At 61.9% G+C, this 20,387-nt stretch carries 17 protein-coding genes; 2 read left to right on the top strand and 15 right to left on the bottom strand.

Annotation, left to right across the window (positions count from 1 at the left end; translation table 11 throughout):
* The first annotated feature begins 132 nt into the window (after positions 1-132).
* Entirely contained in the window at positions 133-3,456 is a 3,324-nt protein-coding gene (locus U1E20_RS03010; RefSeq protein WP_409979100.1) for a GH36-type glycosyl hydrolase domain-containing protein, read from the top strand.
* On the opposite strand, the gene U1E20_RS03005 is transcribed toward U1E20_RS03010, so the two are convergent.
* The 4 genes from U1E20_RS03005 to U1E20_RS02990 form a co-directional block, all read right to left on the bottom strand.
* On the bottom strand, positions 3,453-4,931 hold the full coding sequence (locus tag U1E20_RS03005) for a glycoside hydrolase family 15 protein (protein ID WP_409979099.1): 1,479 nt from the start codon (positions 4,929-4,931) through the stop codon (positions 3,453-3,455). The two genes, U1E20_RS03010 and U1E20_RS03005, sit on opposite strands and share 4 nt — an antisense overlap.
* Positions 4,932-5,116: 185 nt before the next feature.
* Positions 5,117-6,925: an ABC transporter ATP-binding protein/permease gene (locus U1E20_RS03000; RefSeq protein WP_409979098.1), complete on the bottom strand. Its 1,809-nt coding sequence runs from the start codon at positions 6,923-6,925 to the stop codon at positions 5,117-5,119.
* Positions 6,926-7,712: 787 nt separating this feature from the next.
* Entirely contained in the window at positions 7,713-7,790 is a 78-nt protein-coding gene (gene pqqA / locus U1E20_RS02995) for a pyrroloquinoline quinone precursor peptide PqqA (protein WP_409979631.1), read from the bottom strand.
* A gap of 148 nt (positions 7,791-7,938) precedes the next feature.
* Positions 7,939-9,324, bottom strand: a complete 1,386-nt coding sequence (locus tag U1E20_RS02990) for a histidine kinase (protein ID WP_409979097.1) — start codon at positions 9,322-9,324, stop codon at positions 7,939-7,941.
* A gap of 115 nt (positions 9,325-9,439) precedes the next feature.
* Here U1E20_RS02990 and U1E20_RS02985 point away from each other — a divergent pair, with 115 nt between their 5' ends.
* Positions 9,440-10,072 (top strand): response regulator transcription factor, encoded by a 633-nt coding sequence (locus U1E20_RS02985; protein WP_409979096.1) that lies wholly within the window; start codon positions 9,440-9,442, stop codon positions 10,070-10,072.
* A 59-nt stretch (positions 10,073-10,131) separates the two neighbouring features.
* On the opposite strand, the gene U1E20_RS02980 is transcribed toward U1E20_RS02985, so the two are convergent.
* The 11 genes from U1E20_RS02980 to U1E20_RS02930 form a co-directional block, all read right to left on the bottom strand.
* A complete protein-coding gene (locus tag U1E20_RS02980; protein ID WP_409979095.1) occupies positions 10,132-10,656 on the bottom strand; it encodes an SRPBCC family protein in 525 nt (174 codons plus the stop codon).
* Positions 10,653-11,657 carry a vWA domain-containing protein gene (locus U1E20_RS02975; protein WP_409979630.1) on the bottom strand — a complete coding sequence of 335 codons (1,005 nt, stop codon included), beginning with the start codon at positions 11,655-11,657 and terminating at the stop codon, positions 10,653-10,655. Before U1E20_RS02975 ends, U1E20_RS02980 begins: the two co-directional genes overlap by 4 nt.
* Positions 11,657-12,265 (bottom strand): MxaK protein, encoded by a 609-nt coding sequence (locus tag U1E20_RS02970; RefSeq protein ID WP_409979094.1) that lies wholly within the window; start codon positions 12,263-12,265, stop codon positions 11,657-11,659. The genes U1E20_RS02975 and U1E20_RS02970 overlap by 1 nt, the downstream gene beginning before the upstream one ends.
* Positions 12,262-13,263, bottom strand: coding sequence for a VWA domain-containing protein (locus U1E20_RS02965; protein ID WP_409979093.1), 1,002 nt, complete (start codon positions 13,261-13,263; stop codon positions 12,262-12,264). The genes U1E20_RS02970 and U1E20_RS02965 overlap by 4 nt, the downstream gene beginning before the upstream one ends.
* The gene (locus U1E20_RS02960) at positions 13,260-14,156 is read right to left on the bottom strand and encodes a nonribosomal peptide synthetase MxaA (RefSeq protein ID WP_409979092.1); all 897 of its coding nucleotides are present in this window, start codon (positions 14,154-14,156) and stop codon (positions 13,260-13,262) included. Before U1E20_RS02960 ends, U1E20_RS02965 begins: the two co-directional genes overlap by 4 nt.
* An 8-nt stretch (positions 14,157-14,164) precedes the next feature.
* Entirely contained in the window at positions 14,165-15,010 is an 846-nt protein-coding gene (locus U1E20_RS02955; protein ID WP_409979091.1) for a DUF58 domain-containing protein, read from the bottom strand.
* Complete coding sequence (locus U1E20_RS02950) at positions 15,007-16,038, bottom strand: AAA family ATPase (protein ID WP_409979090.1); 1,032 nt, start codon at positions 16,036-16,038, stop codon at positions 15,007-15,009. Before U1E20_RS02950 ends, U1E20_RS02955 begins: the two co-directional genes overlap by 4 nt.
* Before the next feature lie 130 nt (positions 16,039-16,168).
* Positions 16,169-16,459 (bottom strand): methanol dehydrogenase [cytochrome c] subunit, encoded by a 291-nt coding sequence (locus U1E20_RS02945; RefSeq protein WP_409979089.1) that lies wholly within the window; start codon positions 16,457-16,459, stop codon positions 16,169-16,171.
* A gap of 64 nt (positions 16,460-16,523) precedes the next feature.
* Positions 16,524-17,105 (bottom strand): cytochrome c(L), periplasmic, encoded by a 582-nt coding sequence (moxG, locus tag U1E20_RS02940; protein ID WP_409979088.1) that lies wholly within the window; start codon positions 17,103-17,105, stop codon positions 16,524-16,526.
* 37 nt (positions 17,106-17,142) lie between these two features.
* Positions 17,143-18,051: a methanol oxidation system protein MoxJ gene (gene moxJ, locus U1E20_RS02935; RefSeq protein WP_409979087.1), complete on the bottom strand. Its 909-nt coding sequence runs from the start codon at positions 18,049-18,051 to the stop codon at positions 17,143-17,145.
* Between the two features lie 111 nt (positions 18,052-18,162).
* Complete coding sequence (locus U1E20_RS02930; protein ID WP_409979086.1) at positions 18,163-20,037, bottom strand: methanol/ethanol family PQQ-dependent dehydrogenase; 1,875 nt, start codon at positions 20,035-20,037, stop codon at positions 18,163-18,165.
* Positions 20,038-20,387: the final 350 nt, after the last annotated feature.

Genomic DNA, 20,387 nt, shown 5'->3' with positions numbered 1-20,387 from the left:
CGAGGCTCAGGCTCGGCAAGTGCGCGCGAGTTCGGTTGCCCGCCGACGCCGCATCGCAAAAGAAGGGTCGCCGCCCGCATGGCAGACAGCCCGCCGACCATGGATCGCCGCCGCTTGGAGAGTGGTTCCGGATTGTCCGTTACGGCAAACGCCAATGGCTCGATCCGGCGCATGTCTCATCAAGAGGTCCTGATCAATCTGTTCCTCGGCGATGACATCGAGGGCGGACCGGCGAACATTTATCTGCGGCGGCTGGACGGCCAGGGCGAGGCGATCGGCCTGTTGGCGCCGCTGACGCGCAAGACGGTAAACTTCGACAATCGCAGCATGAAGCTTGTAGGCGAATGGCGCGATATCAGCTTTTCGCTGACGCTGGTTCTTGCCTCATCCGCCGCCGCATGGTTCTGGCGCCTCACGCTGGAAAATCGCGGCGACGCCTCCCAAACCATCGATCTCATCTTTGCGCAGGACTTGGCGCTCGCCGATTACGGCGCAGTACGCTCGAACGAATATTATGTCAGCCAATATGTCGATCATTCGCCTCTGTTTCACCCGGAGCGAGGCGTCGTCGTCGCCTCCCGCCAGAACCAGCATGCCGGCGGACGCAAACCATGGTGCGTGATCGGCTCTCTGCGGCGCGGCGTAAGCTTTGCCACCGACGCTCTGCAGGTTTACGGTCTCTCGACGCGCGCTGGCGGAGAACCTGCGGCGCTGATGCGAGGGCTGCCCGGCAAACGTCTCCAGCACGAGCACTCTCTTGCCGCCATCCAGGACGCGCCGATCTCGCTGGCGCCAGGAGAACGGGTGGAGTGCGGCTTCTTTGGCTGGCTGGAACGCGACCATCCGGCAGCGACGTCGCCTGCGGATTTGGCTTTCGTCGATCTGGCTGTGGCGCTGCCCGAGGCGAAATCCGACTGCTCCTGCTACACGAGGGGAGAAGAGGCTTCGATCCCGCCGAGCCTGTTCTGCTCTACGCCGCTGCTCGACGCCATGGAGCTGACTGACGCCGAGATCGTCGATCTTTACGGCGATGAGATGCGAGAAGCGGAGCGCGAGAACGGCCGCCTTCTTTCCTTCTTCGCCGGCGCGCGCGGCCATGTCGCGCTCAAGGCGAAAGAACGCGCCGTGCTGCGGCCCCATGGACATATTCTGCGCACCGGCGCCGGTCTAAGTCCTGACGAGGCGGCGTTGACCTCGACCGTCTGGATGTCTGGCGTGTTCAATTCGATGCTGACCCAGGGTCATGTCGGCGTTAATCGGCTTCTCTCCACGACCCGCAGCTATCTCGGCCTGTTCCGATCGCATGGCCAGCGCCTGTTCGTCGACACGGGCGACGGTTGGCGCCTGCTCGACGCGCCCTCGGCCTTCGAAATGACGCCGGAAGCCTGCCGCTGGCATTACAAGCATGAGGCGGGACTGATCCGGGTCGAGAGCCGCGCGCTCGCCGAGACCCATGAGCTGCGTCTCTCCGTCGACGTTCTCTGTGGAACGCCGCTGCGCTTTCTCCTGTCGAACCGCATCGCCCTCGACGGCGACGACGGCGTCGACGCGCCGCCGGCGCGCTACGAACGGGATGGCGAAGGCGTGTTCGTTCGACCGAACGCGGACAGCGAGGTCGGGAGGCGCTTCCCCCATGGCGGCTTCCGTATCGATCTGCTGCCCGGCGCATCCCTCGAGAGAGTCGCTGGAGATGAAGCGCTCTTTCCGGACGGCGTCTCGCGGCGCGAGCCGTTCCTGTGCCTCATTGTCGCGCCCGCCAGCTCGGTCTGCTTTCGTATCCAGGGCCGCCTGTTGGCGCCCGTGCCGGCGGCGACCATGGACGTCGATCGCTATTGGCGAGGCATGTCGCTGGGGCTCCGCATCTTCGCGCCCGCCGACTGTTCGCTGGCTAAGGACGCGGCGCGGCTCGGCGAAATCCTGCCCTGGTTCGCGCAAAACGCGCTCGTCCATTACCTCGCGCCGCGCGGCCTCGAACAATTTTCCGGCGGCGCCTGGGGCGCCCGTGATGTCCCCCAGGGCCCTGTCGAGATGCTTCTCGCCCTCGGCCGCTTCGAGCCGTTGCGCGACCTTATGCTGCGCCTATTTCGCCAACAGAACCCGGACGGCGACTGGCCGCAATGGTTCGGGGTCTTCGAGCGGGACAGGCATAGCCGCGCCGAGGACTCGCATGGCGACATCGTGTTCTGGCCGCTGCTGGCGCTGGCGAAATATCTCTGCGCGTCCGGGGATCGCTCGATACTCGATGAGGAGACGCCCTTCTTCGCCGAAAAAGACGGGGCCGCCGAGCGCGCGACGATCAAGCGGCATGTCGAACGGGCGCTGTCTCTCATCGAACGCCGCGTTATTCTCGGGACCGATCTCGCCGCCTATGGTCACGGCGACTGGAACGACTCGCTTCAGCCGGCCGATGCGAGCATGCGCGAGAATCTATGCAGCTCCTGGACGGTGACGCTGCACCATCAGACCCTTGTCACGCTCGCTGACGCATATGAGCAATTGGGCCTGACGGTCGAAGCGGCGCATCTGCGTCGGCAGGCCGAACGCGTGCGACGCGACTTCCAGCGCCTCTTGATCGTCGACGGCGTGCTTGCGGGCCTCGCCTTTTTCCACGCGACGGATAATGTCGAATATCTGCTGCATCCGCGCGATGTCGCGACCGGCGTTTCCTACCGCCTGATTCCCATGATCCACGCGATTATCGGCGGGTTGTTCATGCCCGAGCAGGCGCGCGAGCATCTTGCGCTGATCGAGCGCCATCTGACGGCGCCCGATGGCGCCCGACTGTTCGACCAGCCGATGCAATATCGTGGCGGCCTGCAAAAATACTTTCGGCGGGCGGAAAGCGCCGCCTTCTTTGGCCGCGAAATTGGCCTGATGTACACGCACGCGCATTTACGCTACGCGGAAGCGTTGTGGCGTTACGGCGACGCGGAGAAGTTCTTTCGCGCGCTTTGCCAAGCGAACCCGATCGGCTTGCGCAATCTCGTACCCTCGGCGGCGGCGCGCCAGGCAAATTGCTACTTCACCAGCTCCGACGCCGCCTTCGCCGACCGCTACGAAGCGCGCGATGATTACGACGCCGTTATGCGAGGGGCCGTTTCGACGGAGGGCGGTTGGCGGGTCTATTCGAGCGGCCCCGGCGTCGCCGTCCATTTGATCCTTTGCCGCCTCCTCGGACTGACCCAGGAAAAGTCGGCGCTCGTCGTCGACCCGGTTATCCCGCCGAGCCTGGACGGCCTGCGGATCGAAGTCGATCTCTTCGATCGTCCCTTCGAGATAAGCTACAGGATCGAGCGCATCGGCTGCGGGCTTATCGGCGTGAACCTCAACGGCGCCGATCTACCCTTCGCGCGTCGCGCCAACCCCTACCGACTCGGCGCCGCCGAAATTTCGATAGAGACGGCGCTGAGCCGGATTACGGAAGGCGTGAACCGCCTGTCGCTGCGAATTCGCTAGCCTTCATTGCGCGCCTCGATCGCGCGAGCGGCGCGTCGGCGCGCGGCATGGGCGAGGATAAAGCAGGCGTAGCTCCAGGTGAGATTGTCGGCCGATGTCGGCATGCCGTCATCTTGGCTGAATTGTTCGGCCATTTCGCGCGACGCCGGCGTGAAGCGGCGCACCGTCGCAAGGAACATGTCGCCGCGACGAAGCGCCGCCGCCGCCAATTTTTCGCGAAGCTGTGCTGAGAGCGCGCCGTCCGAGAGCGACGCAGCGGGCGTTTGCAGGAGCGCGGCGAGCGGCGCGCGGTCTTCCTCGGCGACGAAGATTTCTTGCCCTTCGGCTGCGGCCTGGGCGAGAAGAAAGTAAAATTGCGCCGCGCCCAGCGTCGAAAAATAATAGGCGCCCCCGCTGAAATAACTGTCGCCGGCATATCGGCCGAGCGCCGGCGCGCAATCGGCGGGGCGGGTGCGGTTTATTTGGTATTCCTTCTCGAACAAGCGCTCGAGCGCTATCAGCGTCGCGAGCGTCTTTGGATCGACGACGCTATGCGGCCCCGCGCGTCGACCCGCGTGGACAGTCGCGAGGATGACGGCGATGTCGAGACGCCGCGGCGCCGGCGCGTCCGGCCCCGTGTCCGTTTCGGTCAGACGGCCGCGGTAGACGCCCTCCTCGGGATCGAAATGCCGATCAAGCTCGGCGAGCAGCGCGCCTGCAACGGCGGCGTAGGCCGCCGCGCGCGTCATATCGCCCTGCGCGGCCAGGAATTTGGCGCCTTCGTCGAGCGCCGCCTGCTGGACGAGACGCGTGTGGTAATGGAAGCCGATGCGTTCCTCCCACAGATCGCAACAGGGCAGCCGCCAGTGCGAAAGCGTATAGTCGAGATCATAGTGCAACAGCGCCAAAGCGGGTTCCCCCGCCCGCTCTCTAAAGGCGTCGAGCGAGAAGAAGCGCATCACCGCAAGCGCGCGCAACGCAGGGCCGTCATTTTGGGGCCGACCCCACTTCAGCACGTCGAGGCTTCCGTCAGCGTTGTAGCGCGCTTCGCCCAATGTCTTGTCGCCGGTGATCTCGGCGATCTCGGCGCGCGCCCGCACATGCTCAAGAAAGGACGGCTCGACGCTTTTGGGATAGCCGCCGCGCTTGAGAAACGACGGGCCGTCAAGCGAACATAGCTTCAAGCTAAAATCGACGAAGTCGACAAGATGCCTGATTTCCGAGGGCTCCAGCGTTTGGTCCTCGACGGCTTCGCGCAGCGCGTCGGCGGCGATCGCCGAGTCGCGCAGCCAGTGGAAGAAATAGTCGGGCTTCGGATCATACGCCGCCATCTCAGGCGAGGCCACGATCGATCCAAGCGCCGGGCGGATTGTCTGCCCCATAGCCGGCCTATGCTTGACCAGACGCGTCGCCGAGACGGCGCGCAGCATCGCCTTTGCGCAGAAACGCTGCTGCGCCCTCGTCCACGCTAAAAGTCCGTTCTGCTCCTGATTCATCCCGCGCCTCCTTGGCCCGCGATTCTTGCTGCGTCTCACGCGGTCGTAGTGGTTTTCATCCCTTCGGCTTGAGGACAGATGGAAGCCACCCGTCGCGCCTGTAAAATGGCGACGCGACTGGGCTTCGTTCAACCGGCCCGACGATGCGAAGAGACGAAACGCACGGGCGTCAACTAGATGAGTCCCTACTCCGCTACATTTGTCGCCTTCGACAAAGACACATTCGAAGACCGTCGCCCCGGGTGGTCGGGCGTCTTGAGACGTTGACCGCCGCGCTCCAGCGAGAGTTCGACAATTTTTGTATAGAACGCGCTCTTTTCGCGTTCGCTGCCGATCGAAAGAAGCGCTGTTGCGGCAAGCTCCTGGTCGAAAATTTCCAATACGGCCGCGCGCAAGGGGGCGGGAAGCGTCTCGATCGCCGTATCGGCGACGACGCAAGCCGGCCGGTGCAACAGCAGTCGCCCGAAAGCGACGCCCTGCTGCTCGGGATCGGTAAGATCCCTATCCCAGTGCGGCCTGAGATCGAGCGATTCAAAGAGATAAGCAAGTCCGAGGCGCGTAAGCGCAGCCTGGTAGTCACTATCGGAGAAGGTTTCTGGCCTCGAAGGATAGGCAAGAATTTCGCGCAATGATCCCTCCGGGATATAAGGCCGTTTCGCCAGAAACATTGTCGTCGTCGGCAGTTCGATCTTGCCGCCGCCCCAAGGCCATAATCCCGCTATTGCACGAAATAGACTCGTTTTGCCCGAACGGACGCCGCCCACGACAAGGACACGTTCGCCCGGCGCAACCGTCAAGTGGGACTCGCTCAAAATTATGCGGCCCTCGGGAGACAGTATTTTCAGATCGTCGAGCGCGAGTTCGCTGGTCTCCACCGTCGACAGCTCGATGCGCTCATCGCCCGTTCCGACCGCGTCCATTTGCATGAGCGCCAAACGAAAAGCGCCGACGCGCAGCAGCGTCGCCCGCCAATCGGCGATCGGGCCGGTGTTGTCGACGAACCATCGTAGAGAAGCTTGGACCTGGGTGAAGGCGCCGGCGGCCATCAGCATGCCGCCGAAGGTAAGATCACCGCCGAAATATGCGGGAGAAGCGACGATGAGGGGGGCGATGATCGTGAACCAGCCATAACCCGCGGTCATCCACGTCAGCCGGGTCGTCGCAGCGACGAGTTTCTTCAAAATTGTGAGAAGACGGTCGAGTTCGCCTTCCAGGCGCGTCCGCTCTTCGCGCTCGCCGCGATAAACGGCGATGCCTTCACAATGTGTGGCTGCGTGGACCAGAGCGAAGCGAAGTTCGGCCTCGCGCGCGTAGCGCGTCGCATTCAAATTCATGAGCGGCCTACCGACGCGCCACGTCGCAAAAGAAGCGACGCCGGCATAAAAAAGGGCGGCCCACACCATATAGCCGGGAATGGCGAAACTCCGTTCGCCCCAATGGAGGGTCACCCCTGTCGAAAGTTTCCACAAAACCCCGATAAAGCTTGCGACAAGGAGCGACGCCTGGAACAGGCCGATACCGAGGTCGGTTGAGAGCTCGGCAAGATGATGGGCGTCCTCGTGGATGCGTTGGTCCGGATTTTCTCCAAGATCGCTGGCGCCGGCGAGGAGAAAGGCGCGCCTTGGCATGAGCCATTGCTCGAAGAGATCGCGCGTCAAACCCTCCCTTAGTTTCATTCTCAGCGTCTGATTAAGCCAAGTCTGTGCGACATTCAGGATCAGCAAGGCGCCGGCGATTACCCCATAAACGCCGAGCTGATCGAAGAAGGTCGACAAGTCTTTTCGCTCGATCGCGTCGTAGAATGGCTGATTCCAGGCGTTGAGCCTGACCTGCGCATAAGCGGTCGCGCCGATAACGCCTATAAGGCCAACAATGAGAGAAGCTAATGCGGAGCGCTGATGGGAATGTCGCAACAGACTCGCCATCGTTTTCAATAAGGAGAGGAATCCATTGTTCGCGCCTGGCGCGCGCGGGTCCGGAGTAGCGTTGGTCATGTCGTAATCCGCTCGCTCGAAGCCGGCCCACTCGAATGCGATCCGGCGGCGCCCATCATGCCGAACCCTCCTCGTAAAGGGCAACAGCGAGCTTCTGAGCGAACGCGTCAGGAAAGGCGGGCGCCGAGAGTCTGAAGACCGTAAAACGGCGGCAGTCGCGCGACCTTCGAAGCCATCTATTGTGAGAGATGGCGCGCCGATCGGGATCAAGATGCGAACACGTATCTTATTGAAATACAGTTGTATTTGTTGGAGCGGGAAAGGGAATATTTGTCGGCTGGCGCGGATCGAACACAGAATTGGTTTCAGCCAGCTCTGCGCATTCACCGACGAAGAATCGTCGGCGTTAAAGAGTGCTTACCCGTGATCGCGACCCAATGTGGGACGATATAAGAGCCAAGGGCCGGCGTCGGCGCCGCCGTATACTCAAGATGAATCTCCGCGGCCCCTGATGGGAAGCCCGCCGCCATCTTCTCGCATTCAGGATATTCGGACGGCGCCGCATCCCGACGTCGTTTATGGCGCGCGAGTCTCGCGCAGGGCGCCGGCGCCACATGGTGCAGGTCAGCGGCGCCCCGGGGAAACGCTCAAAACCGTCTGCAAAGAGTTCGCTGCCCAAAGAGCGATAGAAACTCCTCGCGCGCCGGTTCTGACTTTCGAGATAGCGACCAGCCGCTATTGTCGGCTTCCCGCATCTACGCGCGGGCAAGCTTCGTGCCGACGCGTTCTCTCGGATATGAGCCGCCTCTTCCTCTTCGAGACGCGATCAGTCTAAAGAAACAGCCCATCAAATCTCAGCAGATTCATAGCTGGTAATTTCCATGCCGACGCAGATTTCGACGATAGTGGGTGACGACCAAGCCATGGCGTTGCTCCTCCAAATTCGTGTCCGCCGAGACGGCGGCTTCGGTCAAGAATAATGAAGGGCACGCATTCTTTCACCTTCAAACTTTCGCCATTCGCACTTCCAAAGTTTCCCACCTCGCGAATAGCGGCGTGCGGACTTCGTCACATCATTCGTCGTCCCGCAAAGGAAGCGCCACTATAATTCGCGTGCCGCCGGACAGCGGGCTTTCGATCCGATGTGCGCCGCCAAGCGCGCGCACGCGCTCGCTCATGCCGAGCAGACCCATGCCTGGAGCAAAGCGTTCCAAAATGCCGACGCCATTGTCGCCAATCGTGATTTGAAGTTGCGGCGGCGCTTCCGCAAAGGGTTCGCCGAAATGCGCGAAATCCTCCAGGCCAAATTCCAGCGTGACCTCGCCCCTCGTCGCGCCAGAATGACGAAAGATGTTGGTGACGCCCTCCTGCACGACGCGATAGGCGGCGAGCGCCGTTTCCTCGTCGAGCCCTGCAAGATCATGGCGGACGATAAGCCGCAGATCGACTTCGGGATGAGTGAGCGCCCAGGACGCGAAAAGCGCTTTCAGCGCGGGCTCCAGGCCGAGCTCTTCGAGACCCTTCGGCCGCAGCCGGTCAAGCAATCCTCTAAAGAGCGACTGAAGCGATTCGCTTGCCTTGTCGATCGCCAAACTCATCTGGCGCAGGCGGCCGACGTCAGGCGATGGATGCGACACAAGCTCCTGCAATGTCGCCGACGTGGCGCGAATTGAGAAAAGGCAGGGACCCGCCTCGTCATGCAGGTCGCGGGCGATATCCTTGCGTTCCGCCTCCTGCACCCGAATGAGCCTGTCGACGAGTTCGCGGTTTTCCTGCTTGACGCGATCGAGCGTTGCGCCGAGCGAATTCAGCGCCGCCGCTATCGATCTGAATTCGCTCGCGCCGCCGAGCGAAAGGCGAACGCCGCTGTTGCCGGCCTCCAGCCGCGCGAGGCCGGACGTCAGCGCGTCGAAGGGCGCAAGCGATTGGCGCAGGAACAGGAGAACCAGCGTCAGGAAGACGATGGTCACCGCCAGGCTGATCGACGCAAGCCACACCATGTCCGACCAGATTTCTCCGAGTTCGTCGAAGGGATTCGAGATCACCACGATATTGCTGTAGGCACGCCCGCCGACCGTCACCGGAATTGTCATGACTCGCGGCGCGGCGCCGGCGAGCTTCACAAACCATTCCGGTACGTCGCGTTCGGATTGACGGATTTTTTCCAACCAATCGGCGGGCGGCGTTTCATTGGCGGCGAGAATCTCAACTTCCGCATGGCGAAGATGGCCGAGCGACCCATAAAGTCGCTTCAGCGCCGGCGCCGGGTCTTCGTTATCGGGAAGATTTGCTATCGTCGCCAAGACAAATTCCCGCATCAATCTAAGATTGCTTCCCGCTTCCGCGCGCACGCGCGGTCCTGCGTGAAGAAGCTGAATCGCAAGATTGACGACCAGCGTCGCGACAAGCACCGCGCCGATCAACCAGCCCAACCTGGCTTTAAGAGAAAAAACGCGCATGATCAGCGCCCCGTCCGCCGTTCGGCGCTTTGGCATTGACGATCTGTGACGATCGATTGACAAGACTGACGGTTCCCACAACATGGGTGTTGTTTCTCACACAAGCGAAAAAACAATGCGCGTTCTCATCGTCGACGACCACCCAATGGTGATTGAGGGCTGCCGCGGCATGCTTTCAGAACAAAAGGACATCGAAGTGTTTGAGGCGCACAACGCCGACGAAGCGCTCGAGACTTTCGCTTCGGCGGCGCCCGACGTCGTCGTGCTCGACATTAACCTGCCCGGAGTCTCCGGCTTCGAGTTGCTGCGCCGGATTTTAAAGCGGGACGCCAACGCCAAATTCATCATCTTCACCATGAACGACGACCCGGTGTTTGCGGCGCGCGCCATAGAAGGCGGCGCGCGCGGTTACGTCGCGAAGAGCGAGGACCCACGCGTCTTCATCAAGGCGATCCGCGCCGTGGCGGAAGGCGAGCGCTATCTCTCCAACGCTTTCGCGCTGAAGCTCGCCTTCGCCGACCAGAGCCGCGCTGGAAACCCGCTCGACGCTCTGAACGGCCGGGAAATCGAAATCCTGCGCAATCTCGCCGACGGCAGGGACATGACCGAAATCGCGCATATTCTGAAAGTCTCCTACAAGACCGTCGCGAATAATTGCATCTTGCTGAAGCGCAAGCTCGGCGCGCGCTCGAAGGCGGACCTTCTGCGCATCGCCGTCGAGAACAGGGTTGCGATGAAGCTCGTTTAGATCGCGCTATCTGAATTGCTTTTGCGTTTTGTAACGCGTGACGAGCTTTATCGCCGCGGCTATTTCCCTTCGACCTTCTTCTTCAGGCCCTGCAGGCCGTCAAGAAGGAAGCTCGTCATCGCCGCGCGCGCCGCGTCGTCATTGAGGTTTTCCGGTGGCTCATTGCTGGTGTCGCCTCGATAGAGACGTCCGTACCATTTCACCAGGCTCCCGCCCGCCGGCGCTGGCTCGATCGTGAACGTCAGCGTGTAGGAGCTTACCGGCATCGCATCGAGATTGGGATCGGACATGCGCCAGGAAAGTTTGAACGACCCCGCATCAACTTCGTCGAGCCCTTCCTTCAGAACGCCGCCCTTTTTGAAAACAATCTCGCGCTCGGCTCCGGCGGCGTCCGCGGCCGTCGCCTTCACCGATTGAATGTCGGGGTGCCAATTCGCGAGCCCGTCGAATTTTCCGGCGACGGCCCACACGGCTTTGGGTTCGGCGGCGATGACGATCGACTCGTCGATCTTGATCGGCGTCGGCCCATGCGCGAGCGCCGGCGCACAAATCAGTAGGGCGAAGAGGCCAAGCAGTTTTTTCATTTGGATCTCCCTGGTCGCGGATGGCGGTTGCTGAGCGCGGCTCGCCACATTTGGCTCAAAGCCCGGATGAGCGACGGCCCGGCGACGGCAATAAGGATGAAAAGCGCCGCCCCTGCTCCGAAGAACGGGCGTAGATCGAAAGCGGCTTGGCGCATCCGGGCGGAAGCGACGGCGGCATAATCCGTCCAAAGCCTCGTTCCGTCTTCGAGATGCGCGTAACCGAGACCGGTCTTTTTGGCGAGCGACCGCAGATGGTCTTCCTTCACGCAAGACAGATGTTCGACGCCGACCGCCGCGGCGGAGCCGAATGGCGCGTTGCGCGCATTGTAGCCTTCGCGCCTCTCCGCGCCTTCCGGCGGCAGACCGAAACGACTCTCATGGGGAACCTCGTCGACGCCGAGAAATCCGATCTCGCGTCCCCTGTCATCGAATTTCGGGATTGGCGAAAGCTCATAGCCGCCGACCCCGACGATGAGTCCGTGCTGCTCGCCGGCGCGCCCTTCGAATGTCGGCGCGCCGCGCGCCGGCAGCGGCGGCGCCTCCTGACCATCGGTGAAAAACAGAAGATCGCTCTTCAAATGGCGCGCCATATCGATGGCGCCGAACAGGCCCGCCGACACGCGGCTGTCGCCTTCCCAGGCCATGCGCCAGTCGAGCGCCTCGATCGAGGCTTCGAGCGGCGCGAAGTCGACGCAAACGTCGATCGGCTCGAACAGCAGAAATGTCTTGCGTTCGCTGAAGACTGCTAGAGCGACATGCGATGGACAGGGCATTTCGGCAAGCATGGCGCGCAGCGCCGACTTTACCGCGTCGAGCCGGCTGATCGGGCGGCCGAACGCCACATAGTCGCGAACATTCATGCTGCCGGTGACGTCGACGACGGCCAGAAGATCGAAAGATGGACGCCGAATCGCGATTTTCGGCGCAACCAAGGCGGCGCTGAGCGAGAGCATCGCCAGCATGAGCAAGACGAATCGCGGATCGCGCAGGTCCGGGCGCATCACGGCAGGCCTTTCGGTTTGCCGGGAATGTCTGTCCAGAGCCTTTTGGGGTCGGCGCTGAGTTCGTCGCCGCTTTTTCTTTCGAAATCGGGAAAGTCTCGGACAAGGCGCGCGGCCACGTCGAGATTAAATTTCGCGTCCCAATATTCAGGCGCAAGCTGCAAGGCTCGACGATATTCGCGCTTGGCGAGATTGACGAAGGGATTGGCCGCATCGACTTGGGTCCGTTCGATCAGATCTAACGCCTTGCGCAGCAACGCATTGGCCAAGAGGTAATGACTGCGGGCGCGCATGTCGACGCCGCCGCTTCGATCGACCGCCTCCACCATGGCGCGCGCACGATCGATTTCGTTTCGCTTCGTCAGAAATGCGATGCGGGCAAGCAGCGTCTCGGGCCGGGCGTTCATATCGACGCTGACATCGCGGCCCTGCTCCAGCGCCTCGATCGTATCATTGGCGTCGATCGCGCCGCGCCAGTCGACGAATGAACCCGCCGACGTCATGACGAACGCGAGGCAGAGCGCGACGAGAAGCGATGGTCGCGTCTCGCGCCAGAGCGCGCCGGCTCCGTCGCACAACGCTGCGGCGCGCGTCATGAGCGTCGTCATCGCGCGCGACCTTGGACGCCCAACCCGACTTCGGCGAGTTTGGCGACGACGAGCAGCGATGTGGCGACAAACGCCAGCGCGAACGCCCAGGCGCTAAGATCGATGCGCGGCAATTTTTCGACATAATGGACGGGATGGCGCTCAAGCCGGTCGATCTGCTTTAAAGCCTCCTCCGTCGCTTGGGCACTTTCCGCCTCGATGGCGCGGTAGGGAACGCCGAGCGATCTGAAGAAAAGATCGAGATGGCGCTCCGGCGCGGCCTGCGGCGACTCATCATCCTCCGCCGCTCCGTCGGCAATGCCTCTGCTGCCCTCGGTGCGCATGAATAGCCAGTAGAGACTGACATTGGTCTTGCGAAACTCAGCCTTTAGATCGTCGCGCAGTTTCGGATCGATGACGCCGGCGCCGTCGGATAGGAGCAGGATGGCGCGCGAGAAATCTGCGTCGCTGGTCTTGAACATCGACAGCGCCATCGCAAGGCCGCGAGCGATATTGGTATAGTCGAGTCCGGGGCGATCGATCGCGTCGATCGCGGCTTTGGCGGCGTCGAGATGATCCGAAATCGGCGTCACCAGCATCGGAGCCGTCGAAAAAACCGCGACGCCGACGAGATCGTGACGGCGCGCTTCGACGAAGCGTTTGAGAATGCGCTTTGCCGCCGCGGCCTTTGACTCTTCGCCTCCCGATGGCGTTCTCCCCGCGAAGGTTTCGTTCATGCTGCCGCTGCGGTCGATTAACATCACGATCTGCGCGCCTTCGGCGAAGCGCTCCTGCTCTGCGCCAGCAATATGGGGGCCGGCCGCGCCAATGAGACTCGCGCCGATCGCGAGAACGCCGCTGAGTTTCAGGATATTGCCGATAAGGACGGAAAGTCCGTCGACCGGTGCCGACAGGAGCGAGGGTATGGACGTGTCGCGCAGGACGGACTGCAAAAGCGGAATCAACGCCAGCGGCGCCAGCAACAGCGCCTCAATGTGATCGAAACCGAGCGCAATCATCCAGACCGCTCCCGCCTGGCGAGCGCGGTCACGAATTGCGCGAGTTGATCCCGGCCGAACGCGTCGCTCGATTCCCGACCGCCGAAGAATCGCCGCTTCGAGGCGGCGAAGAAGCATTCGAAGTCCGTTCGCAGCGGGCGGAATTCCGGACGCCTGCGCAGGAATTCGGGAAGATCGGACGACAGCAAAGTTGCGCCATTGGCTGTGTCGAGCGCGCGATGCGTCGACTGGATCGCCGCGTCCAATTCTCTGTCGTCAGACCCGCCGAGCCGGTTTGAAATGTCGTTGGCGAGCGCCGAGAACACGCGTGCTCTACGTCGCTGAAAGGGCGGCCAGGCGCGATCGCGCGCGACGAAAGCGAAAGCCAGCAAGCCGGCGACGCCCGCGCCGATTGCCAGATTTCGAGGCGCAGCTTCGTCGACAAAAGGCGCCGACCCGTCCGGACGCATATAATCGGTCGCATCTTCCCGCCTCTGCGGTATGATCTCGCGCAAAGGCGAGACGCCGACGCGCCATGCAGGAACCTTGACAGACTCTATGCCGGCGGCGGTCGAAACGGCGAGTTCGAAGCCAGGAATTTCAATTTCCCGCGCATCGAGCGCGACATAGAAATTCTGATAGGTGAGATCGAGCCGCCACAGGCGGGCGCCGCTCTTTATGGTCTCGTGAAGCGTGACGTCACGGAGATCGAGCGATCCGGTCAGCGGACCGGTCTTGGGCAAGGACGCACGCGACAGCGCGGCGCTCTCTCGGCCCGACGCCTCGATGCGCGCATGAATGAGATCGCCGACAAAATAGCCGAACGGGCGCGCCGAGCAGATGCGCGCCGTCAGTTCCTGAGCGGCAGCGGAATGCGCAGCAAATAGCGCAAGGACAAGATACAAAGTGCGCATCGCGCGCCTCACGCCGCCGTCAGCCGAATGCTGAGATCAACGGGATCGAAACGGTCCGCAACATAGATCGGCGCGCGACTGCGTCGCGATAACAGATGGGCCAGACTTTGCCGGCGCGCGTGCTCGGCCGCCATCCAGCGTCGCTGAAGCGCGGGCCTCATCAACAGAGAACGTCGGCGGCCGCTCTCACTGTCGCGAAGCTGCAACATGCCCCACTTCGGCGGCGCCGACTCAACCGAATCGACCAGAACGATCGGCGCCACATCATGCGGCGCCAGCGCATCAAACGCCAGTTCGATCAGCCGCTCAGGCCAGCGAAAGTCGGAGATGAGACAAACGAGTTTGCGCGTGGCGCCGAGCGCCGCCGTGGCGTCAAGCACGCCTCTCGCGCTCGACCCGCGGGGCGTTTCTCCGATAAGCCTTTCGACGGCGGCAAGCGCCACGCTCCTCGAACGCGTCGCCGGACTCGATGACCGATCGATCAATGCGCCATCGTAAGGAAGCAGGCCAAACCGATCGCCGATGCGCGTAGCCGAATAGGCAAGCGCGGCGCAGAGCTCGACGGCCACACGGAATCGATCAGCCGCGCCGACGAAACCCATCGACGCCGAGAGGTCGACGAGTGCATAGACGTCGATCGCCGCTCTTTGTTCGAAGCGGCGCACATAGGTGGCGCCGAACGGATCACGCAGCGTCGCGCGAATGTCGATTCGGCGCGCGTCCGGGTAGCGCATGAAGGACGCCTGGTCGCGAAACACGCCAAAGCCGCCAATTTCACTCGAGCTGTGCGCGCCGACATGATTGGCGGCGAAACGTCCACGCGGCCGGTAGAGGATATCGACGACCGCAGTCATGGAACCGGCGTCGCATCAAAAGCTGCGCGGCATAATTGCTTGACGATATCGTCGCCGCGCAGCGCGTGGATCGGATCGACGAAGATGCGATGCGCCATCACTTCGATGAACACTTCGCGCACGTCTTCCGGAACCAGAAAATCACGCCCATCGAGCCAGGCGCCCACGCGCGCCGCGCGCGCCAGCGCCGCCAGTCCACGCGGACTCGCACCTCCCTTGACCAGACTTTCGACGTGGACATCCGCCAGCGACACGCCGGCCGAACTTGGCTGGACAAGGGCTCGCCAGAGATTGAGCACATAGCGTTCGAGCGCCTCGCTCGAACGCACGTGAGCCTGGATCACACACGCGATGGTGGGAATTTCGCGATAGTCGATTGATCCGGAGCTCACCCGTTCTAGAAGGGTTTCCGTATCGTGAAACGCCGGGTCGAAAACGAGACTGCGTCGAGCTTCCTCATCATCCGGCGCCGCCATGGAAATTTCCATGAGGAACCTATCGCGGGCGGCCGCCGGCAGTTCGAATGTTTCCTCGCGCTCCACCATATTGCGATCGGCGAACACGTTAAGAAAAGGAAAATGATGGGCGCGATTGAACGCCGACACGCTTCGCTCGGTCATCAACCGCAGCAGCAGCGAGTGCACCTGCGGACGGGCGCGATTGATCTCATTGAAGAAGAATACCGGCAGGGTGTCCGCCAGACGCAGCAGTTCGGACGGCTCGACCCGCGGGCGGCCGTCTTCGCCAAGAAATGTGTGGTAGAGAATGTCGCTCGGCATCATGTCGACTGTGCCCTCGACACGAGCGAAATCGCCGCCGAGCGCACGCGACGCCGAACGCAGCAGCGTCGTCTTGCCGACTCCGACATCGCCTTCGATCAGCACGTGGCCGCGCGCAAAAATACAGATCGTTACAAGCCTGATGACGCGCGCCTGGCCGAGAACGGCCTTCTGAATTTCCCGCTCGAATTCAAGGGCGCGCGCGCGCCACTCCGCGAGCTTCTCGACGACATGCAACGTATTGTTCAAGGCGTGACCTTAACCAGCCGAAAGGAACTGGCGGCCACGATCTCGGGAATGGGGCCGCTGCGCTTTTGTCGAATGCGCCCGGATCCAGATCATGGCCGCTGGATTCATCGCGTTCTCATTGCGATGAAGCCTATTGCGCGATCTTGGTCACGTCATATTCCCACTTGCCGGTCTTCTTGAAATTCTCGACCCGCTTCTTGTTGCGCTCTTCCATGCCCTGGATCGACGCCTGCTGCTTGGCGATCTCCTTTGGGTCGTGCTTGGGATCATATTTCGAGCCCTCGACCTTGTCGGGGAAGCCTGGCTTCGGCTCCCAGCAATTGCCGGGCGCCCTGCATTTGGTGCCGTCATAGGCGAGCGCGCCGCCGGCGCCGAACAGAATGCCGACGGCGAGCGCCGCAGCGAAATGAATTTTACGCATCAGTTTCCTCCCCTTGCGAGGCTCGCGCCTCCTTGTTTGCGCCCCCGCGACGGCGGCGTGAGAACTACTTCGCCATTGACTGGCATTGGCCGGGCGGATTTTCCGGCAATGTCTCGTGACCGGCGTAGGGCTTGAACTGCTTGCGCTGTGCGTCGGTCAACCAGCTCGCCTTTTCCGGCGCCTCCTTGAAGAGGTGACGAATCCAGGCCATCACCTTCAGCATCTCGTCGAGGGTCAGATTCTCATATTGCGGTCCCATCGACGCCTGCGCGCCGCCGTAGATCGTCGAGAAGAAGCCTTCGTCGGTTTCGTTCTGCGGATAGGTCCAATAGGAATCGTTGAGGCCGGGACCGATCTTTCCTTCGGCAAGATGGCCGTGACAGCCCGAACAGGCCGAAAGGAAGATTTGCTCTCCCTGCTTGAGGCAGCTTGCATCCTCATTATAAGGATTCTTGCCGGTCGCCATGAATTGCTTGACGCCCGCCGTGTCTCGTCCTTCGGGCAACGCATCGTCGAATTTGAGCACTTCGCCGGTGATCGTGTTGCGGAAGGTGATTCCCGCAGTCTGGGCGATGGCGCCAAGAGCGACAACGCTAGCCGCCGCGCCGATGAGATAGACCGAAACGCTTCTTTTTCTTTTCGACACTTATTCTCGTCCTGTTTTTGGTTACTGCGCCGCGCATCTATGGGGTGACGGTGAGAAGCGGAACGCCTTCCGCTCTGAGGATGTCTTCGATTTTCGGCCGCGCCGTAACGAGCGCGCTGTCGATTTCCGCCAGCAGGGCCTTGTCGTCGCGCCGCACCGCCACCGATTGGTCGAAGCGCTGCGGCACTTTTTCGCCGCTGCTCTTGACCGCATCGTCTTCGATCAGCGTCATTCGCAGGGGCACGGTCGATGACTGGACATAGCGCGCGACATCCGGCCCGAAACCAACCGCGATGTCGGCCGCGCCGCTGACCACTTCGCCGACCATGCGGGCGGGATCGATCTGCGTATATTGGTTGCGCGGCGATTTGAAATTCACCAGCGAATAGAGATAGGCCATGTTGTCTTCGTATTGGCCCATATCCTTGAGCAGCGTTTCGCCGGGAGACCCGAAGGCGACGACGATGCGCCCGAGCTTCCTTAAGCGCGCATCTGACCAGGATTTGATGTCGAGGCCGCGATCGGCGCGGCTGACGAAGACATAGCCGGTTCGATAATAGGGTGTTGACGTCGCGACGCGCGGATCGCCGGTATCGAGGCCGATGATGACGTCGCACAGTTTCTTGTCGAGAGAATCGCGCACGAGATAGATCGCCGGCCGCTGCGACCAGGCGAATTGCGCCTTGCGCCGCATGGCCTCGGCGAGCGTGACGCCGATCTTGTTTTCAAGTCCGGAGCCGTCTTCTATCGACAGCGGCGGCTGATTCTTCGACGCGCAGATGCGCAGCGCATTGGGATCGGCCGGCGACGCCTGCTCGGCCGTTGGCGCGGGGTTCGACATGGCGTCGCCGGCGCCGCCGAACGAAGCGCCTTTCGCGCCGACGCCCGCGAGAGCAATGACGAGCGCGCCGCCGAAACCGAGGGAAAAGCGTGTGATCCGCGACATTGTTTTTATTTTCCGTGATCGTGCCGATCGCCTGTTCGGGCGCACGGGGAGGCGTCCGAACAGGCGTCTCGCAACCGCCTCCGGCGGTGAGAGATCGATGGAAGGCGAGGCTCAGTTCGCCTTGTATTCGCCGACGCTCAGATCGTCGTAGGGGCTCTTGCCGTCGAGTGAGAACACCATCACGCCGCCGCCCATTTGCGTGTAGTTGGCGAGCTGCTTGAAGGCGCCAACCGCGCCGAGGCCGGCCGTCGGATCCTGAAGATCGAACACAAGGCCGACTCCCGGCCAGCCGCCGACGCCATACAGGATGGCGACATATTCGACGCCCTTGTGCTGATAGACGATCGGATGGCCGATGACGCCCGACGGGAGCTTGAACTTCCACAAAAGTTCGCCGGTGTCGCTATGACGGGCCTTGATGAAGCCGTCGAGCGTTCCGTAGAAGACGACATTGCCGGCGGTCGCGGCGGTGCCGCCCCAGACGGCGAAGCGCTCCATCTTCTCCCATTTGAATTTGCCGGTGATGGCGTTGTAGGCCTTGATCTGGCCGAGGCCTTCGCCCTTCTGACGATCGCCCTTCGGGCCCGGATACATGTTCAGCGTCGCGCCGACGAAGAACTGACCAGCGCGATAGGGAAGCATGAAGGGCTCCCAGTCCATGCAGATGTGGTTCACGCCGAGGAAGAACAGCTCCTTGGTCGGATCGTAAGAATCGAGGCCCTGGTTGTGATAACCCATCGCCGAGGGACAGACGTCCTTGGCGAGATGATCCATGCGCGTGCCATATTCCGGATCGCGCACTGGCAGGCCGCTCTTCAGATCAACCTTCTTGAACACATTGACTGTGTCGTCGATCTTGTCGGCGGAGACCAGCGTGCCGTCGGTGCGGTCGAGCGTGTAGACGATGCCGTTGCGGTCGGGATGGGTTAGCAGCTTGCGCAGCTTGCCGTCCTTGTCCTTCTGCTCGCTGAGCATCATGAAGTTGATGCCGGCGTAATCCCATTCGTCATGCGGCGTCTTCTGATAGCCGAATTTCGCCTCGCCGGTGTTGAGATCGCGGCCCCAGATCGTCATGGTCCATTTGTTGTCGCCGGGACGCATGGTCTCGTTCCATGGCGCCGGATTGCCGCTGCCGTAATAGACGAGGTTCGTGCCGGGGTCGTATGCGAACCACCCCCAATTGGTGCCGCCGCCGATCTTCCAGGCGTCGCCTTCCCAGGTCGCCGTGCCGAGGCCCTTCAGGCCGTAATGCGGATTGGCCTTGTTGAAGTCGTCGCCGATCAGCACGTCCGAATCTGGACCGGTCGCATAGGCGCGCCACTTCTGCTCGCCGGAGCGCACGTCATAGGCGGTCATATAGCCGCGCACGCCAAGTTCGGCGCCAGAGCTGCCGATCAGCACAATGTCCTTATAGACATGCGGCGCGACGGTCAGCGTCGAGCCGACCTTGAAGTCGGAGTTTTCGATCTTCCAATATTCCTCGCCGGTGTCGGCGTTCAGCGCGACGACATGGCCGTCGAGCAGCGTCTTGACGATGAGCGAGGGCGTCTTGCCGTCGGTGGGCCAATAGGCGAGTCCGCGATTGACGATATCGCAGCAGGCGACGGCGCGCGCGGCGGCGTTCTGCTTGGGCTTATGCTGCCAAAGAATGCTGGTCGGATCGTCGAGATTAAGCGCGAAAGTGTTGTTCGGGAAAGACGTATGAACATACATTTTGCCGTCGACGACGATCGGCGAACCTTCGTGGCCGCTCAACAGACCGGTCGAGAACGACCAGGCCACCTTCAAGTTTTTTACGTTGTCAGCGTTGACCTGGGTCAGAGTGCTGTAGTGATTCGAGCTGTAGTTCTTGCCCTGCATCGCCCAATTGTTTTCGCTCTTCGTCAGAGCTTCGAGCTTGTCCTCGGCGAGTGCGGCGGACATCGTCACGACCGGCGCGGCGAGCAGCACGGACAACAGGGACACGGAATTCAGCAGCTTCCTCATGGACGAGTCCTCCTGCAACGTCGCCCGGACGCCTTGATGGCTTCTTGGACGGCGACGTCGCCTCGCAGAAAGACGGCTCGAAATGCAGCCGTCACGGTTTATTGAAGGTCGCCTGTTCCCGCTGCGCGTCGGCGCAAATTCGAGAGACGATCCGGGGGCATATAAGTTTAAGCGCATCGGCGAGTCTCCACGATTTATCGGTAATGTGTCTCGGGAAAGATCGGCATGTTTACTCCCGATGCTTCCCGGCGCGGCGAAGCCTTGACGCGAAATCGCGGGCGAAAGCGAGGGACGAACTTTGCGGGCGTTTCGGGCGTGGATCGATTAATGCCAGTTCGTTCAGAATTTCG

Origin of the sequence: Methylocystis sp. (genome assembly GCF_046349115.1) — a bacterium.
Lineage (GTDB): Bacteria > Pseudomonadota > Alphaproteobacteria > Rhizobiales > Beijerinckiaceae > Methylocystis.
The sequence above is the reverse complement of the archived record's forward strand: the minus strand, read 5'-3'. Positions and strand labels throughout refer to the sequence as shown.

Coding starts and splice junctions, on each gene's coding strand:
- U1E20_RS02980 (WP_409979095.1), bottom strand. CDS start 10,656: ATGAAAAAACTGCTTGGCCTCTTCGCCCTACTGATTTGTGCGCCGGCG.
- U1E20_RS02990 (WP_409979097.1), bottom strand. CDS start 9,324: ATGCGCGTTTTTTCTCTTAAAGCCAGGTTGGGCTGGTTGATCGGCGCG.
- U1E20_RS02965 (WP_409979093.1), bottom strand. CDS start 13,263: ATGATTGCGCTCGGTTTCGATCACATTGAGGCGCTGTTGCTGGCGCCG.
- U1E20_RS03000 (WP_409979098.1), bottom strand. CDS start 6,925: ATGACCAACGCTACTCCGGACCCGCGCGCGCCAGGCGCGAACAATGGA.
- U1E20_RS02960 (WP_409979092.1), bottom strand. CDS start 14,156: ATGCGCACTTTGTATCTTGTCCTTGCGCTATTTGCTGCGCATTCCGCT.
- moxJ (WP_409979087.1), bottom strand. CDS start 18,051: ATGTCGCGGATCACACGCTTTTCCCTCGGTTTCGGCGGCGCGCTCGTC.
- U1E20_RS03005 (WP_409979099.1), bottom strand. CDS start 4,931: ATGAATCAGGAGCAGAACGGACTTTTAGCGTGGACGAGGGCGCAGCAG.
- U1E20_RS02930 (WP_409979086.1), bottom strand. CDS start 20,037: ATGAGGAAGCTGCTGAATTCCGTGTCCCTGTTGTCCGTGCTGCTCGCC.
- U1E20_RS02970 (WP_409979094.1), bottom strand. CDS start 12,265: ATGACGACGCTCATGACGCGCGCCGCAGCGTTGTGCGACGGAGCCGGC.
- U1E20_RS02945 (WP_409979089.1), bottom strand. CDS start 16,459: ATGCGTAAAATTCATTTCGCTGCGGCGCTCGCCGTCGGCATTCTGTTC.
- U1E20_RS02985 (WP_409979096.1), top strand. CDS start 9,440: ATGCGCGTTCTCATCGTCGACGACCACCCAATGGTGATTGAGGGCTGC.
- U1E20_RS02955 (WP_409979091.1), bottom strand. CDS start 15,010: ATGACTGCGGTCGTCGATATCCTCTACCGGCCGCGTGGACGTTTCGCC.
- U1E20_RS02975 (WP_409979630.1), bottom strand. CDS start 11,657: ATGCGCCCGGACCTGCGCGATCCGCGATTCGTCTTGCTCATGCTGGCG.
- pqqA (WP_409979631.1), bottom strand. CDS start 7,790: ATGGCTTGGTCGTCACCCACTATCGTCGAAATCTGCGTCGGCATGGAA.